The 17,772-nt window shown below is 49.4% G+C and carries 12 protein-coding genes and 1 pseudogene; 10 read left to right on the forward strand and 3 right to left on the reverse strand.

Translation table 11 applies throughout. The features are described from left to right. Nucleotides 1-230 (reverse strand): annotated as a pseudogene (locus ACKI3C_RS01920) (hypothetical protein); the annotation flags it as partial. Between the two features lie 739 nt (nt 231-969). Between ACKI3C_RS01920 and ACKI3C_RS01925 the strand changes: the two are divergent. The 5 genes from ACKI3C_RS01925 to pncB all read left to right on the forward strand — a co-directional run bounded on the left by ACKI3C_RS01925 (nt 970) and on the right by pncB (nt 6,225). After that, a complete protein-coding gene (locus ACKI3C_RS01925; RefSeq protein ID WP_407401514.1) occupies nt 970-2,295 on the forward strand; it encodes a deoxyguanosinetriphosphate triphosphohydrolase in 1,326 nt (441 codons plus the stop codon). A gap of 14 nt (nt 2,296-2,309) precedes the next feature. Further along, on the forward strand, nt 2,310-3,488 hold the full coding sequence (locus tag ACKI3C_RS01930; protein WP_407401493.1) for a phosphatidylinositol-specific phospholipase C domain-containing protein: 1,179 nt from the start codon (nt 2,310-2,312) through the stop codon (nt 3,486-3,488). A gap of 10 nt (nt 3,489-3,498) precedes the next feature. Then, entirely contained in the window at nt 3,499-4,323 is an 825-nt protein-coding gene (locus tag ACKI3C_RS01935; RefSeq protein ID WP_407401495.1) for a hypothetical protein, read from the forward strand. A 192-nt stretch (nt 4,324-4,515) separates the two neighbouring features. Further along, on the forward strand, nt 4,516-4,986 hold the full coding sequence (locus ACKI3C_RS01940; protein WP_407401497.1) for a hypothetical protein: 471 nt from the start codon (nt 4,516-4,518) through the stop codon (nt 4,984-4,986). Nucleotides 4,987-4,998: 12 nt separating this feature from the next. Then, on the forward strand, nt 4,999-6,225 hold the full coding sequence (gene pncB / locus ACKI3C_RS01945; protein ID WP_407401499.1) for a nicotinate phosphoribosyltransferase: 1,227 nt from the start codon (nt 4,999-5,001) through the stop codon (nt 6,223-6,225). Between the two features lie 81 nt (nt 6,226-6,306). Here the strand turns inward: pncB and ACKI3C_RS01950 are convergent, their stop codons facing one another. Continuing rightward, on the reverse strand, nt 6,307-8,700 hold the full coding sequence (locus ACKI3C_RS01950) for a C10 family peptidase (protein ID WP_407401501.1): 2,394 nt from the start codon (nt 8,698-8,700) through the stop codon (nt 6,307-6,309). A gap of 229 nt (nt 8,701-8,929) precedes the next feature. After that, nucleotides 8,930-9,949 (reverse strand): type IX secretion system protein PorQ, encoded by a 1,020-nt coding sequence (gene porQ, locus ACKI3C_RS01955; RefSeq protein WP_407401503.1) that lies wholly within the window; start codon nt 9,947-9,949, stop codon nt 8,930-8,932. Nucleotides 9,950-10,211: 262 nt separating this feature from the next. Here porQ and ACKI3C_RS01960 point away from each other — a divergent pair, with 262 nt between their 5' ends. The 5 genes from ACKI3C_RS01960 (at nt 10,212) to ACKI3C_RS01980 (ending at nt 17,054) form a co-directional block, all read left to right on the forward strand. Beyond that, a complete protein-coding gene (locus ACKI3C_RS01960) occupies nt 10,212-10,658 on the forward strand; it encodes an energy transducer TonB (RefSeq protein ID WP_407401505.1) in 447 nt (148 codons plus the stop codon). A 533-nt stretch (nt 10,659-11,191) separates the two neighbouring features. Continuing rightward, nucleotides 11,192-12,091 carry a diacylglycerol/lipid kinase family protein gene (locus ACKI3C_RS01965; RefSeq protein ID WP_407401506.1) on the forward strand — a complete coding sequence of 300 codons (900 nt, stop codon included), beginning with the start codon at nt 11,192-11,194 and terminating at the stop codon, nt 12,089-12,091. 281 nt (nt 12,092-12,372) lie between these two features. Beyond that, nucleotides 12,373-14,328, forward strand: coding sequence for a glycogen debranching enzyme N-terminal domain-containing protein (locus tag ACKI3C_RS01970; protein ID WP_407401508.1), 1,956 nt, complete (start codon nt 12,373-12,375; stop codon nt 14,326-14,328). Nucleotides 14,329-14,343: 15 nt separating this feature from the next. Then, on the forward strand, nt 14,344-15,600 hold the full coding sequence (locus tag ACKI3C_RS01975) for a glycosyltransferase family 4 protein (RefSeq protein ID WP_407401510.1): 1,257 nt from the start codon (nt 14,344-14,346) through the stop codon (nt 15,598-15,600). Nucleotides 15,601-15,635: 35 nt separating this feature from the next. Further along, nucleotides 15,636-17,054 carry a glycoside hydrolase family 57 protein gene (locus ACKI3C_RS01980; protein ID WP_407401512.1) on the forward strand — a complete coding sequence of 473 codons (1,419 nt, stop codon included), beginning with the start codon at nt 15,636-15,638 and terminating at the stop codon, nt 17,052-17,054. Nucleotides 17,055-17,772: the final 718 nt, after the last annotated feature.

Here is a 17,772-nt window from a genome sequence, read left to right on the forward strand (position 1 = left end):
CGGTAGGCCTTGTAGTCGGCGATGGTGGTGAGCAGTGCGTGGTAGGCGCGGTCATCGTCGGTGGTGAGCGAGTCGGCGGGGTATGCCGCGAGCATCCCGCAGGCACTGTCGGGGGCCTGGAGGATGAGCGAGTCGATGGCGACGAGCGAAGCACGGTCGGCGTGACCGCCGCAAGCCGCCACGAAGCACGCCATGAATGCAATAACCAGTATGTGAAGCACCGTTTTCATGATTCTTGCCGCAAAGATAAAAAAATTTCCCGAAACCACCGACACGATTGCTAGAAATTAGAATAACTATGGTATTTTGGGGTAATATCCCCGCTGATTTAATATTAACTGAAAGAAATTATCCGAAATTAGAAGAAATTTTAAGTGAAAGCGTGCTGAAAGTACGCGACTTACCTACGCTAGGCGATATTTGACAACATCCGAATCTTAAATTATTTTTAGTTTATTTTCAGTGCATTTCAAGCGCAGCGCCACCACCTAAATACAACCCAAGAGAAAAGGCGCTTCGCTTGAAATCAACTAAAAATTAACAAAAAAATATTCTTTGTCAACATCCTCATGTTACACAAAAGTGCTAGCAGTTATATTCCTACAAGATGTTATTTTTGTCTTTCCCCCTCATTTTAGGCATAAACCCCTAATCCAATACTTTGTGGGAGATAAACAATTTCTTCTAATTTCGAATAATTTCTTTCAGTAAAAAAATCTCTGTGCCCTACAGATTGCTCTGATTTATCTGAATAAGAAATTATTCTAATTATTTTAATTTCTTTCAGTTATTATTAAATCAGTGTTATCAGTAAGATCCGCGCGGGGAGTTCCACAACCTGAACCAATATTCTGCGGGGGAAGTCGCAAACGGATAATTTTTCAAGTGTTCATTTAGTTTTTTCCTAGGGTATTTATCGCGTAATCCGCGTTTTTTAGTTATATTTGCAGTTTAAAAAGTATGAAGTGTATGATGAATTGGGATAAACTCATTAGCGATAAGCGACTGGGGCTTGAGCATTATCATGATACAAAGGGCGGAGTGCGCAGTGATTTTGAACGCGACTATGACCGCCTGGTGTTCTCGTCGCCGTTTCGCCGCTTGCAGAACAAGACACAGGTGTTTCCCTTGCCTGGCAGCATCTTTGTGCACAACCGATTGACCCATAGCCTTGAGGTGTCGTGCGTGGGCAAGTCGCTGGCTGGTGAGGTGGCGTTGCAGCTGCGTGAGCGTTATGCTGGCGAGCCGTGGTGCGACAAGCTGCGCGACCTGGGAGAGATAGTTGCTGCGGCGTGCTTGGCGCATGACCTGGGCAATCCTCCGTTTGGTCACTCGGGCGAGAAGACCATTGGGGCTTACTTCAGCGAGGGTCGTGGCTTGGCTCTGCGTGAACAGCTCACTGCCGAGCAGTGGAACGACTTGATACACTTTGAGGGCAATGCCAATAGCTTCCGCACGCTGGTGCACCAGTTCAACGGACGACGACCTGGCGGTTTTGCGATGACTTATAGCACGCTGGCATCGATAGTGAAATATCCCTACTCGTCGTCGCAGGCGGGCAAAAAAGGCAAGTTCGGGTTTTTCTGCAGTGAGAAAGAGCAGTTTGAACGCATAGCAACCGAGCTGGGCATGATCAAGCTGGGCGAGGAGCGTTACTGCCGCCATCCGCTGGTATATCTTGTGGAGGCTGCCGACGATATCTGCTACCAGATCATGGACATCGAGGACGGACACAAGCTCAAGATTCTCGAAACAGAGGAGACCATGTCGCTCATGCTGTCGTTCTTTGAAGAAGACCGTCGCAAGCACATGTGTGAGGTGATGAGCCATGTTGCCGACCCCAACGAGAAGATCGCTTATCTGCGCTCGAGCGCCGTGGGGCTGCTGGTGCAGGAGTGTGCTGCCACATTTGTTGCCCACGAGCAGGAGATACTGGAAGGACGCTTCGAGGGCTCGCTCATCGACAGCATCTCGCCGCTTGCCGCCGAGGGCTACAAGCAGTGCAGCCAGGTGGCGTTTGATAAGCTTTACAGGGCTGGTTATGTGGTTGACGTGGACCTGGCGGGTAACCGCATCATCAACCTGCTGCTGGAGAAGCTCATCGATGCGGTGATGCACCCCGAGCGCAACTACTCGCAGCTGCTGCTCAACAAGTTCCCCCAGCAATATGACGTGCGCGCTAGTTCGCTATATGAGAAAATACAGGCTGTGCTCGACCACATAAGCGCAATGACCGATGTCTATGCGCTCAACCTTTACCGCCAGCTTGATGGCATATCCATACCGACAGTATAAAAACTAAAATAAGAATGAAAAATTTTAAAAGTACATTGATTGCCGCGGCAGCATTGCTGGTGTTAATGCTGACCTCGTGCGATGACAAGTCAAAGGATCCGACCAATCCCGTGATTACGACTCCGTTTAAGTTTACCGAGGGGTTTGTTGACCAAGTGGAGCATCCCACGTCGATAGATGTGTCTAACTGGATGGCAAAGCTTGATGATAACACCAAAGTGTGCAAGTTGAGTATTCCCGGCACGCACGACGCTCTCACGGGCATGGGCTTCTATGATCCTGTGCTCAAGTGTATGTTCAACGTCACTGCATTGTCGCAGGTATCGACCCTCGAACAGCAGCTCCAGCATGGCGTGAGGTTCTTCGACATACGTCCCATCGTGTCGGTCGATACGGTGGCCCACGCCCGTGTGCTGCGTTGCACTCACGGCATGAGCGAGTTAGATATAACCTTTGAACGCGCGCTCGACATTATCTCGGGCTTCCTCAAGACCCATCCGGGCGAGTTCTGCATAGTCAAAATTCAGCACGACAACGGCATGGAGGACCAAATCTCGTGGGTGCCCATGATGCTGGAACTCATGGCGAAGAGCAAGTATGACGACTTGTTTGCCGACTGGAAACCCGACTTGCGGGTAGGGGAGATGAGAGGCAAGGTGCTGTTCTTCAACCGTGTGTCGGTCGATGGACTGGTGGGTGCCAAGTGCCCGTGGCCCGACGAGGACCCCGATGTGGACGAGAATGTCTATTACGACCAGGAGCGCAGCCGCTCGATAGAGTCTTGCTACGACTCATCGGTCAAGTCCACGCTGTGGGTGCAAGACTACTACAAGGTGACCACTAAGCAACGCCAGGACACCAAAGTGGCTGCGGTGCTCAAGATGCTCGACGACGCACGCACTGTGACCTCGGTGCCCGACGACAACACGTGGATAGTAAACCACTGCTCGGCCTACACCTTCCCCTCGGCACAGGGATATGTCGAGAATGCCCAGGTGGTTCACCCGCGGGTAATCGAGAACCTGCTGTTTAATACTGGCACTGTGGGCATTGTGGCTATGGACTTCTCGTGCTATGACAACGTGCACGTGATAGTCAACGGCGGCACGCCCTACACGTCGCTCTATCTCTACGGCAACAAGCCTTGCAGCCAGTCGATGATAAACTTGCTTATTGAGTCAAATTTTAAATAAAATAGAAGGTATGAAGATATATAGAACCATATTGTTGATAATAATAGCATGTCTCATGCCGCTGGTGTCTCATGCCGAGCGCAACACCGATGAGGGAATGTTCAACCATCTGTCGCTAGGTGGTACTTTGGGTACTACTGGTTATGGAATTGACGTGGCAATGCCTTGCACCAAACTGGTGTCGCTGCGCGCTGGTGTGTCGATACTGCGCATAGGCGAAATCAACTTTAATGCACCCACCACGCTTGCCAATGTGCTCACCGGCATGAAAATCATAGATAAGGATATTGAAGAGAGCCTGCGCAACACCGATGCCGCTGTGCTCATCAACCCCAGGCTGGTGAATGCTCACATCATTGCCGACATTTATCCGTTCAAGCACTCAACATTCCACTTCTCGGCTGGAGTGTTTGTGGGCAACAACACTATGCTCGGCGTGTATAACAAGACTCCGGGCTCGTTCAAGTTCCTCAACAGGGCAAACGAATATGTTGAGGACTATAACCGCCTGTTCGGCACAAAGTATTCGCCAGTGGGTATCCAGTTTGGCGACTACCTGCTCACCGCCGACAAGAATGGCAACGTGGATGCCGAGATGAGAATCAATCCTGTGCGCCCATACATGGGCATAGGCATGGGCCGTTGCTTGGGCCGCACCAATCGTTGCAGCGTGATGATGGATGCCGGATTCATGTTCTGGGGCACACCTAAGTTCCGCCTCAACCATGAGAAGACAATCTCATCGGGCGACTCGCAGTCGAGTTTCCTAGGCGTGTTCTCGTCGCTTAAGGCTTTTCCTGTGATACAACTGCGTATTGCTGGCGATATATTTTAAGATGATGCAAAAAATTATTACTGTCCGGTTAAAGTTGCGAGAGTTGTACTAACTTCTCCAAACACTGCCAGTTACGACACTTTGGTATAACCGGGGCTTGGGCAAGCTATTTTCTAAGCGAAGCATAAAAATCAAAAAAAAAATATTTTCTTTTTTTGCCGGACAACAATAGCAAAAAATCAATAAATAGAGATGAAAAAAATCATATATACAGCGCTGATGGCTGCAATAGCCTGGGGTGCCACTAGTTGCAAGGAAGACTACTCGGTGGGCGAGAAAGTGGGCACCGTGATGGAGTTTACTAAAAAAGGCGTGATCTGGGAGTCGTGGGAAGGCAGTCTGTTCCTCACCCAGACGGGAATGGGCAATAGCGGGGATCCGTTCTATTTCTCATTCGACAACGACAATCACGACCAGGATTCGCTCGTCAACATCATTCACCAGGCTCAAATCGAGGGCTGGAAAGTGAAACTCAAGTACCATGCCGTGTGGGGTGGCAAGAACGTGTGCAGCAATCGAGGCGAGACCGATTACTTTGTGGATGACGTCATCGTGCTCGACAAGGACTTTGCACACTCGTCACGCCAGGACGAAGTCGAGGGACATGGACGTGTGGTTGACACTGTGTATGTAGTGCTCGACAAGTCTCAAATCAAGAAATAACCTGTGACCTATATGAAACAAATCGTAACCCATTTCACCGACAATGATGCATACACATATAGCTGTATGTATTACATCTTGCAGAAGTACCCTCGTGCCGAGGTGGAATACACATTCTTTGACCGTAACCACACGAAGTATCCCGAGGGTTTTGCGGCATTGCTGCAAGAGCAAATCGAGTATATGCCAGCCGTGACTATCACCCACGAGGAGGTGAACTTCATGCGCGAGAAGATGTACTTCCTGCCCGAGTGGTTTTTCACCTATCTGCGTGGTTTCCGCTTCAACCCCAGCGAGGTCAACATCTCCCAGGACGAGGAGGGACACCTTAATATCCTCATCCGCGGCAAGTGGTTCTCAACCATAGTGTGGGAAATGGTGCTGTTGCAATGCATCAGCGAACTCATGCACATCCTGCTGGGCGACATGGAGCACTATGACGCGAAACTCGAGGAAGACCGCACACGTGCCAAGGCCGAGCGCGCACTCAAGAACGGGCTCGTCATCAGCGACTTCGGCTCGCGACGACGCTTCTCGTTTGACCATCAGGACATGGTGGTGCGTGTGTTCAAGGAAGTGAGTAAGCAAGGCGGCTGGACCGACGAGGCAGGCGAGTTCCACAAGTGGACTGGCGCTTTCCCCGGCACCAGCAACGTGTATTTTGCTATGAAGCACGGCATCACGCCCATAGGCACCATGAGCCATCAGCTCATCGAGTTTGAGGAAAACGTGAGCGGACTGTTTGAGTGCAACTTCAACGTGATGCGCAAGTTCAGCGACGTCTATGACGGCGACAACGGCATCTTCCTCTATGACTGCTGCGGCGACAAGGTGTTCTTCAACAACTTGAGCAAGCGCATGGCGATGATGTACAAAGGATTGCGCGTCGATAGCGGCAAGGAAGAGGAACAGCTGGAGAAGATTATTGCCAAGTATGAGTCGCTAGGCATCAACCCTGCAACCAAGCAGGTGGTGTATAGCAACGGCCTGAACATTGACCGCGCCATCGAGTTGCACAAGTTCACGGCGGGACGCATGCAGGACAGCTACGGCATAGGAACCCACCTCACATGCGACATCACCGATGTCAAGCCCATGAACATCGTGGTGAAACTCACCAAGATGCGCATCACCGAACTGCGCGAGTGGCACGACTGCGTGAAACTCTCGTGCGACAAGGGCAAGACCCTAGGCAACCCCGACAAGTGCCGCTATCTCCTCTCACAGATAGGCGAATGATATAGCGTTTCTGCTAACTAAAACCACCCGGAGCAAAGGCCTTTGCATCGGGTGGTTTTAGTTAGTTGGAAGGTGTTTGTTTTAGTTGCCCAGTTGCATCTTGACCAGCGTGTTGACGTCGGTGATGTCAACATCGCCATCGCTGTTGACGTCGGCACGAGCTTTGTGCTCTTCGTTTCCTTGGCCCAAGAGCAATGCTACAATGGCATTGATGTCGGTGATGTCAACTTCTCCGTCGCCATTAACGTCGCCCTCCTTATATTCGGGATCCACCTTGGGTTCACACACTCTAAATTCAATCCAGTATCCCCACGGGCTTGTGCTGGTGGTGTGGGGATTCTGCATGGCAAGATAATAACTTGTGCCTACTGCCCCGGCAAACTCGCCATGGAAGTTAACAACAGCACTGCCGTTAGTGGGAATCACTACATTGCTTGATTTTACGGTTTGCCCTATATAGTAAGACCCATTGCTTTCATAGATGATATACATCTCGAGTTGTCCAGCAAAGACGCCTCCTGTGTTGCGTATGGTGACGCTAGCGTTGACATCGTTGGCAGGCATTTCGCTTGATTGCGGAGTGAGGTCGGTCATCATCTGCAAGTTGAACTGGCCTCCGCCATCTACAACCTTGACGGGTGTAGATCCCAAAATGTTATTGTCGGCGTCGCGCACCACAAGGTCATAATCGCCCGCAGGCACATCGGCAGTGAGATTGGTCTCGAATGAGAACGACTTGCCTTGTGCTACTGCAATCTTGAACACACTTGACTGCAACTTGACCACATTGTTCTGTTCCAGAGAAAGAGTGACGTCGCCATAGAATTCACTACCCGAGTTTGTGACAGTGGTTTTTACGCAGAATTGCAAACCGCTATAAATAGTATTGCCATTTATCTCGGTGGTTGCCGTAAGGGCTGATGGGTCAAAAAGGTTGTTGAAATAAGCCTTGCCATCCTTGATTTCCATCTCGATGATGTAATCACTGGGTATCGAGCCGCCAAAGAGGTCAATTACTTCTTCGTCCTTGTACCACAGATAACGCAAGTGATACTTGCCGGGACTCAAACTGGTTGATGGCGTGAAGGTTAATGCTCCACGAAAGCCATAAGAGCCTCCAATCGAGATTGAAGATGCGTCGGCCCAGCTTTGAGGATACTCTACTATCGTGGGGTTAGCTTCATCTGGTGTTGTGACGCAAATACCCCAATAGAGAGTGTTCCAGTCTTTTGTGCCAAGCATAGTTATTTCTGAAACGTTGATACCTGTCACACTGCCCACGCTCACTGATGTGTCGGTTGCTTTAATTGTGCAAACGCCACGCAGCGGCTCCACGATGGGTTCGCCGCCCTCGTTGGGCATGATGCGGGTGATAATGAGTTGAGAACTGTTGTAACCTCCTTCAAATGAGCCAATACCTTGCTCGCGAGGATTGAGCATTGAAAGAATAAAATAGCCGTTAGACATACCGCCCCAACCCCAGTTGAAGTGGAAATATCCTTCGGTGTCATATCCGTCGCACACAAATGCGTGTCCGCCGCTAGAAGCATGGCCCGAATAATATACAGGACGCTTGTCGTTGAGCTCGGTGCGAATCATGTCTTCCCACACCTCAATACTATATGCGTTGCGATTCAGAACCCTGATGCTCTTGTCATAATCAAAGTAGGTGGTAAGGGCTGTTGCCACGTCGGGGCTGGAGGCTCCGCTTGACATGCCATAACCCATTTCTACCGAGATGCCCACGTCGCTCATGAGCTTTGCCACAGCGGCATTCGCCACCGACGGGCTGCTGCTGCCATAGTTGTCGAGCATGTTGGCCCAGTCATAGGTCGATTGGCCGAAGTTGGCACTCAAGGTGACGTAACTGCCGCTGCCATCGAGGTTGCAAGAATAGGAGTGTGAACCTTGTCCCCGCTTGGGCCACTTGTGGTAATACATGATTTGTGCCGTTGCGGTTGCCACACAGCCGGTCACGCATCGCGAGCCGTTATACACGGGGCAGTTATTGTTGTAGGGCGCGCTCTGGTTCCAGTTGCATGTGAGCAATGGACGCACGCTCTTGCCTGCTGCGGGGGCTTTGCGGGCCTGGTCGGGATGTTGCTTGAGGTATTCAATCTCGCGCTGGCACTCGCCGAGCCACCACTGCATGTTGTCGGGCATAGTAGCGATGTCAAAACGTCCGCTCTCGGTGTAACCAAGCACGGGAATGAGGTTGTCATCACCAGTGACAAGGATAAATCCGTCGGTGTTAGCGCGGTTGAAGGCATAGTAGTCCACATTGCCATGCTTGTCTATGGCCGTGTGGGCAAGTTCCAGACGCACGCTTGCGCTGGTTCCTGGTGCTTTCATCGCACTGTTGCGTTGCATGAACTGGCGTGCGATAGCCGCCGCTTCACTCTCACTCACTGTTGCTGCCGGCATGACGCCCCAGGCTGCAACCATCGTCGCGATCAGTAGTATATAACGTTTCATAACTGTTATAAGTTGATTAGGTAAAATTCGTCAATGGTACCAAACAGTGCATTTGGATGGAATGAATTTATCCACCAAAACTTCCAGAAATTAAAATAAATTCTTATTATCGCTCTGTCTAAACAGGTTGTATAAATATTTAATTATTCTAATTATTTTAATTTCTGTAAATTTCAATCTGCGTCATCTGCGTGAGATTACTAGCTGCGTTGATTATTTCGCAACGCATTTATCTCATCAGCTCGCCTATGCTGGTGTTGAGGTTGAACATGAATGTTGTGACGCCGTTGTGGGGCTGGGCAAGGGCGAACCCTATGCCGAAGGCTTTGACTTTGAGACCGGCACCTGCCGAGAAACCCGAGAGGATGCTGCGCTGGTAGGACGACATGTCGGTGCGGGTCTTGTAGTTGTAACCGATGCCCACGTAGAGCTTGTCGTTGGGCAGGAACTCAACACCGAACACCATGTGTCGCAACAGGTTGCTGCCAAATGAGTCTTTCAGCACCAGCGGGCTGGATGTGGAGTTCTTGTCTTGTGGCTGGTAGTAAGGCAATTTCCACCGGCGCAAGTTGTTGAGGGTGAGTGACACGCGGAACGGGGTGCCGGAGAATTGCTTTGACACACCCATCTGGATGTCCCAGGGGAGATTGTCGCGTGTTTCGGCAAATTTCTTCAACTGGCCGCCCAAGTTCTTGGCTACCAGCGAGAATGATAGTTCGTGATTGGGATTGTAGTAATTCACACCCAGGTCAACGCCCAGAGCAGCAGCCGAGTAGTCCTCATACTTGCTGTGGATAAACTTTGCTGTGATACCGCCTCGCCAGTACTCGCTGATGTCGTGGGTATAGGTGGCGCTGATGGCCATGTCGTTGGCGCTGAAAGAACCAGTGTGTGTGCCCGCGATGTCATATCCTTCAAACGACCCGTAGCCGTAATACTGGATTCCGGCTGCCCAAGCACTGTGATCGTTGATGCCCTGGCCATAACGTGCGCCCATGAAGTTGCTCCCGCCCAGGTAATGCATGTAGTTGATGCCCACCTGGTGGTCATATTCGGGACCCAGCAGCGCAGGATTCTGCTCCACCAGGTTGATGTCATCATCAATCACGGTGATGTTGTTGCCGCCTAGCGCGTAGGCGTGCGACGACGGGGTGATTTTTAAGAAGTTATATGATGTGGTACCGTCCTGGGCAGTAGCACAGGCGGCAACCGTGACGGCAAGAGCCATCATTATTGTCCTTGTTTTCATTGTTTTTAATGCATTAAAACATATTTATAACGAATAGTTAGGGCGTTATATTATATGCTTTTACATTTTTTTTCAATCTCATGGTCATTTTGTAAAAATAATTGAAACATTATTAATCATTTACAAAATCAAACTAAAAACTATTGACAATTGTAAATTCATTCCTATATTTGCAGTGTGAAAAGTTTCTGGAATGGGTCTGTTAATGGCAGCCAGGGAAACGACGAAATGGCTATTTGCTTAAATAATAAAAGATTAACTAATGATTAAAACTTTACGTCTTGACCTTGTGTTCATAGTATCGCTTCTGGCCGCGGTGAATGCCGTGGGGCAGGTGCGTCACGTGACCACTGTTGACCCCTATGCGCGTGCTAAGGCGGCCATGGTCGAGGTGTATGAGTTTGATTACGTAGATGTGCAGCCGCAGTTTCCCGGTGGGGAGCATGGACTGATAAATTTCATCAACGAGACAAGAGAGTATCCTTATCATGCTTACCAGCGCAAGATCACTGGCCGCGTGTTGTGCAGCTTCATCGTGGGCGCTGATGGGCGCGTGAGCAACGTGCGGGTGATAAGGGGAGCCGGCGATGAGTCTCTCAACCGTGAGGCAATACGCGTAATCAGCGAGATGCCCAAGTGGAAAGCCGGACGCATAGGCAACACCGCAGTGCCTGTGAGATGCGTGCTTCCCATTGCATTCAGGTTATAGATGCGCATCCGGCAAGTTTAGAATGATGTGACCAGGCAACTCCCATGAGTGACAGGTCATTATTTTTTTATCCCAAAATCGCCTTACTATTTCCTGTGAAAAGAAACTATTCAGCAATGGTATTTTGGGTAATGCCCCCGCGCAGATCTCACTGATAACACTGATTTATTCAACTTTAGCATTTGATAATAAATATTGCTAATTTATTGTCCGGCAGGACAATACCTGAATAACCTCCACCACCGAACCGAGCGAAGCGAGCTCGGCAAAGTGAGCAGCGGTAAGTCGGCGAAGCCGGTGCCGCGGATAGCGAACCTTTGCCAACATTCGAAGTGGCGGTGGGGGTATGGTATCAACAACCAGATGCGTCCAGTAGGACGCTAATCGGAGCAAATAGGTGAAATTCAGATGGTTCCATATGCTAAAGTTGAGTAATATTTATATACAGGATTTCTTCTGAAAGACTTAAAAAGAGTGAAACACACCAGTAATTTCAAATATTTTTTGTAAATTCGCAGTCTAAAAATTAAAGTATGGGAATAAGCAACAAGCTTTTCGTCATCATCAACCCCATATCAGGCACCGGCAACAAAGCAGATTTACCAGGCCTGATAGAGGAAACCCTTGACAAAAGCAAATGGGATATAACCACACGCTACACCGAATATCCAGGACATGCAACAGCACTGGCCAGCGAAGCAGCGCAGCAAGGATACTTTGCTGTTGTAGCAATAGGCGGCGACGGCACCATCAATGAGGTGGCATCGGCGCTTATCAACACGCCCACTGCACTAGGCTTTGTTCCCACAGGATCGGGCAACGGACTTGCACGACACCTGCACATACCTTCTAACGCGAAAAAAGCCCTTGAAATCATCAACGACGGATATACCGAGGAAATAGACTATTGCACCGTGAACGGACGCCCGTTTTTCTGCACCAGCGGCGTGGGGCTCGACGCCATGATCAGCCACAAGTTTGCCAAGGCAGGCAGCAGAGGAATGAAGACATATCTCAGAACCGCTGTTACCGCATTCTTTGATTATCACGGCGAGCAATTCAAAATCACGGTCGATGGCAAGGAAATCAACGAGAATGCTCACATCGTGACATGCTGCAACGCAGCACAGTATGGCAACAATGCCATCATTGCCCCCAGGGCATCAATCAGCGACGGATTGATCGACGTCACCGTGGTGCGTAATTTTAACATCTTTGACGGCCCCATACTGGGCGTGCGCATGCTCACCAACAAACTGGAACAAGACCGGCACGTGCACTTCTACCGCGGACGCCATGTGGTCGTAGAGCGACAGTGTCCCGGCATCACACACATCGACGGCGACCCATGCATCATGCCCAAGAAACTTGACTTCAAGTGCGTTAAGGACGGACTCAAAGTCCTCTTGCGCCATCACAAAAGATCTCTCTGATATTTTCAGCAACATATTTGTGATATATTAATATTTTGATTCGCGTGTTTTTGGGAGACATGCGCGAGTCCCATTGCCATGTAATCACATGCGGTGGCAGCGCAGAAACGAGATTCACAGCCGCCTTGAATCTCAATACACTATGAACCACCAAATCTATATTTTAGGCCCCAAAAACTTGCCTAATCAAGAAAAAAACAGTAACTTTGAATGTTGTATTTACATACACTAATTCAAAATAGCTTTAAACACAATAACTAATAACCTAAAAAACTCTAGCAATGAGTTACTTAAAGTTCGATAAAAGCCAGATGATCAACCTTGAGCAGTCTCTGCCCAAGGAAATGCTGCGCACTAACCAGTCGGGCGCTTATCACTGTACCACCCTTGTTGGTTGCAACACGCGCAAGCAGCACGGATTGCTCGTGATTCCCGTTCCGTCGATCGACGACAACAACCACGTGCTTTTGTCTTCACTCGACGAGACAGTAATCCAGCACGGAGCGCCTTTCAACTTGGGGCTTCACAAGTATAGCGGCAACTGTTATAGTCCCAATGGACACAAGTACATCCGCGAGTATGACTGCGAAAGGGTCCCCACAACAACCTATCGTGTGGGTGGCGTGATTCTCAAGAAGGAAAAGATATTCATCACTCACGAGAACCGCATCCTCATCAGGTACACACTCGTTGACGCGCACTCTCGCACCACGCTCCAGTTCCGTCCGTTCCTAGCCTTCCGCAACGCTAATGACCTGTGCATCGAGAACAGTGTTGCTAGCCAAGCCTACGAGGAAACGAAAAATGGTGTTTCGATGTGCATGTATGAAGGATACCCCACGCTTTACATGCAGTTCAACCACAAACCCAAGTATGTTCACGACCCCCACTGGTATAAAAACATTGAATATGTCAAAGACCAGGAAAGAGGTATCCCCTACTCTGAAGACCTCTATGTTCCCGGTTACTTTGAACTTGACATAAAGAAAGGCGAGAGTATCATCTTCTCGGCCGGCATTGAGCCTGTGAGCACACGCAGCCTTGCCAAGATGTATGAAGACGAAATCAAGCCCCGCACACCTCGCACTAGTTTCTACAACTGCATGAAGAACAGCGCAAAGCAGTTCTACATCAGCAATGCCGACGGCAATTATCTGCTTGCAGGATACCCGTGGTTCAAAATCAGGGCTCGCGACCAGTTCATCGCCCTGCCTGGTTGCACGCTCAGCGTGCACCATCGCCCCGACTATGAGGCTATCATGGACACAGCACAGCATGCTATAATGCAGTGGATGAAGACCGGTGAGCGCGACAAGCACCTTGACGGACTTGACCAGCCCGACGTCCCGCTGTGGATCATATGGGGACTACAACGCTACAGCCACGACCAGTCTAATGACATCTGCCGCGAGCGTTATGGACAGCTCATCAAGGAATTGCTTTCCTTTATCATCGAAGGCAAGCACCCATATATCAAAGTAGAGGCCAACGGGCTCGTGAGCGTTGACGGCACCAAGAGTCCCATGTCGTGGATGGACGCTACTCACCCCGACGGAACACCCCAAATTCCTCGCACAGGTTTCCTCGTTGAGCACAACGGATTGTGGTACAACGCACTGAAATGCGCTATCGAAATCTTTGAATATGACAAAGATAGCACCGTGCAAGTTGAGCAATGGCGTGTAATAGCCGACAAGGTTCAAGAAGCATTTGTGGAGACATTCCTCAACGACTATGGCTATCTCTATGACTACGTTTCAGGAACTTACACCGATCTCAGCGTTAGACCCAACATGATCATTGCCGCAGGTCTTGACTACTCTCCGCTCAATCGCCGCCAGCGCAAGAGCGTGCTCGATGTGGTCACTCGTGAGTTGCTCACTCCCAAGGGTCTGCGCACACTCAGCCCCAACAGCTACGGCTACAACCCCTGGTACCTAGGTAATCCTGAGGAAAGGCAAAGGGCCTACTTCACTGGTTCAGCAAGACCGTGGCTCATGGGATTCTATGCCAACACCTATATCAAAGTGTTCGGCATCAACGGTCTGCCATTCATCGAGAGAATGCTCATAGGTTTTGAGGACGAGATGAAAGAGGGCTGCATAGGCACTTTGAGCGAACTCTATGACGGCAACCCGCCCTTCATAGGCCGCGGCGCCGTTAGTTATGCCCCCAACGTGGCTGGCGTAGTGCGCATCCTGCGCATTTTCAAGAACCTTAAAATTATTGATGAATAAATCTCTGAATACGTTATGAAAGCTTTAATGTTTGGATGGGAATTTCCTCCCCACATCCTGGGAGGTCTGGGAACAGCAAGCTTTGGTTTGACTAAAGGTATGGTTGAGAACGGAGATCTTGACATCACATTTGTCATTCCCAAGCCCTGGGGCGACGAGCCCAAGGACTTTGCACAGATAATAGGAGCAAACACCACGCCCGTGGCATGGCGCGACGTGAACTGGGACCATGTTCAGTCACGCATAGGCCATGTGATGGACCCGCAGCTATATTACAACTTGCGCGACCACATCTATGGCGACTTCAACTATATGAACACTAATGACTTGGGATGTATCGAATTCTCTGGCCGCTACCCCGACAACCTGCTTGAAGAAATCAACAACTACTCAATCGTGGCAGGTGTCATAGCACGCACAGTCGATTTCGACGTGATCCATTCTCACGACTGGCTCACCTACCCCGCTGGCATCCATGCCAAGCAGGTTACTGGCAAGCCGTTTGTGATTCATGTTCATGCAACCGACTTTGACCGCAGCCGTGGCAATGTCAACCCCACGGTGTTTGCAATAGAGAAAGACGGCATGAACAACGCCGACCACATCATCACGGTGAGCAACCTCACACGTCGCACCGTAATTGAGAAATACGGCATCAGCCCCGACAAGGTGACAACAGTGCACAATGCCGTTGAACCCCTCAGCCAGGAACTGCTCGACGTGACGGTTCCCCCAAAGCACGACAAGGTAGTGACCTTCCTGGGCCGCATCACCATGCAGAAGGGACCCGAGTACTTTGTCGAGGCAGCAGCACAGGTATTGCAAAAGGTTCACAACGTGCAGTTTGTGATGGCTGGCGGTGGCGACATGATGGAAAAGATGATCAGGCTTGCTGCTCGGCGCGGCATTTCAGAGCGTTTCCACTTCGCAGGCTTCCTCAAGGGCAAGCAAGTGTATGAGATGCTCAAGGCCAGCGATGTGTATATCATGCCATCGGTGAGCGAGCCTTTCGGCATCTCCCCGCTTGAGGCAATGCAAATGGGAGTTCCGTCTATCATTTCTAAACAGAGCGGATGTGCCGAAATCCTCGACAACGTAATCAAAGTTGACTACTGGGACACCAATGCAATAGCCGACGCTATCTATTCCATCATCACCTATCCCGCAATGTATAAGGAACTGAGGGAACACGGCCTTGCCGAGGTGGACCAAATAAGATGGAAGAAAGCCGGTGCCAAGGTCATCGACATCTACAAACGCCTCATTCACTAATTAACTAGACGTAAAACAATTAAAACAAAGCAATCATGACAGCAATTTGTTTTTATTTCCAGATACATCAGCCGTTCCGTTTGAAGAACTACAGGTTCTTTGACATAGGTAACGACCATTATTACTATGATGACTTTGCCAATGATGACATCATCACTCGCATTGCCCACAAGTCTTACCTGCCTGCCAACGAGATGTTGCTCGACATCATCAAGGCCAACGGCAAGAAATTCAAAGTTGCATTCTCAATCAGCGGTACCGCGCTTGAGCAGCTTGAGCAATATGTCCCCGAGTTCATTGATTCTATGAAAGAACTTGCGGCAACAGGCTGCGTGGAATTCCTGAGCGAGACCTATGCCCACTCACTCTCGGCTCTTGAAGACGTTGAAGAGTTCGTGGCACAAGTCAAAGCCCACGACGAGAAGATTTACCAACTCTTCGGCCAGAAGCCCAAGGTATTCCGCAACACCGAGTTGATTTATAGCGACGACATCGCGGCAATGGTAGCATCCATGGGATTCAAGGGTGCTATTACCGACGGTGCTAAACACATCCTGGGTTGGAAATCACCCAATTACCTCTACAATGCTGCATCAGCGCCCAAGCTGAAACTGCTTCTCAAAAACTCCAAACTGAGCGATGACATTTCATTCCGCTTCAGCAACAGCGAGTGGGCTAGCTATCCCCTCACTGCCGACAAATATATCGACTGGATTGCATCGCTTCCGCAAGAGGAACAGCTAGTGAACCTGTTCATGAACTATGAAACATTCGGCGAACTTCAACCACAGCAAAGCGGTATCTTTGAATTCATGAAAGCGTTGCCACAGTTTGCCGCCGAACGTAATGTTCAGTTCTGGTCGCCCAGCGAGGTGATTTCTAAATTGAAACCCGTGAGCGAAATGAGTGTACCCTCTCCCATCTCTTGGGCCGACGAGGCCCGCGACACAAGCGCATGGCTCGGCAACACATTGCAGCAAGAGGCGGTGAAGAAACTCTATTCGATAGGTGAGCGTGTGAGACTGTGCCAGGACAAGCGCATCAAGCAAGACTGGAACTACCTGCAGGCTAGTGACCACTTCTTCTACATGAGCACCAAGCACAACAGCGATGGCAATGTGCACTCACACTACAGTCCCTACGATTCACCCTACACTGCGTTCACCAACTACATGAACGTGCTGAGCGACTTCATGATTCGCGTTGAGGCTCAGTATCCTGCCGACATCGACAATGAGGAACTTAACGCTTTGCTGCTCACCATCAAGAATCAAGAGAAAGAGATTCAAGCACTGCATCGCGAGGTAGAGCTCATGCGCAACAACATCGTGAAAGACCTCACAGGCGACTTCAAGGACGAGACAACCCCCGCCCCCAAGAAAGAAACAAAGAAAACCGCAACCAAAAAAGCTGCCCCCAAGAAAACAGCTAACAAAAAGAAAACCACCAAGTAATCACTACTTATAACTTTAATACTAACGGAGGCCAGCTTATGACCTCCGTTTTTGTTTTTTCTCTCTGTGGCATCTGTGCTTTCTATTATAAGTAATTGAAAAATTAGTATTTGATTTTTCCTATAGTAAGGGTCTATAAATAAAAAAACAATAAAAACCGTTTTGCGAGCAATGTGTCTCTACGAGCCACTGATGGTTGTTGCGGCCTTATGAGAACAAGTTTTCAACGCCCAATCCCGCAACAATCATCACACTGCGGGATTGCTTGCTCGAAAAACCAAAAAACACCGCTTCGCAGAAAATCAGATTTTATATTTTCAGCTTATTTTCAGTGTATTTCAAGCGCAGCGCCACCACCTAAATACAACCTAAGAGAAAATGCGCTTCGCTTGAAATCAACTAAAAATTAACAAAAAATTTTTCTTCATCAACATCCTCATGTTACATAAAAATGCACAGCGGTTTATTTCTGTTTTTTCTTTCCTTCATCATTTTAGGCATACACCCCTAATCCAATACTCCGTGGGAGAGAAAAATCTGTTTAATCTGTGGTTAATTCAATTATTTATCTCTGTGGCCTCTGTGCCTTCTATGTTGAAATCCAAATAAATTGAGTGTAATTTAACGTTTTTTACGCCATTTGGCGTTGTTTTTGCCGTTTTTTGCGTGAGCTTGGGCAAAAAGAAGGTAGCCAGGCACATTTTTGTGCTTGGTGGTT

This window comes from Sodaliphilus sp. (assembly GCF_045598405.1).
Lineage (GTDB): Bacteria > Bacteroidota > Bacteroidia > Bacteroidales > Muribaculaceae > Sodaliphilus > Sodaliphilus limicaballi.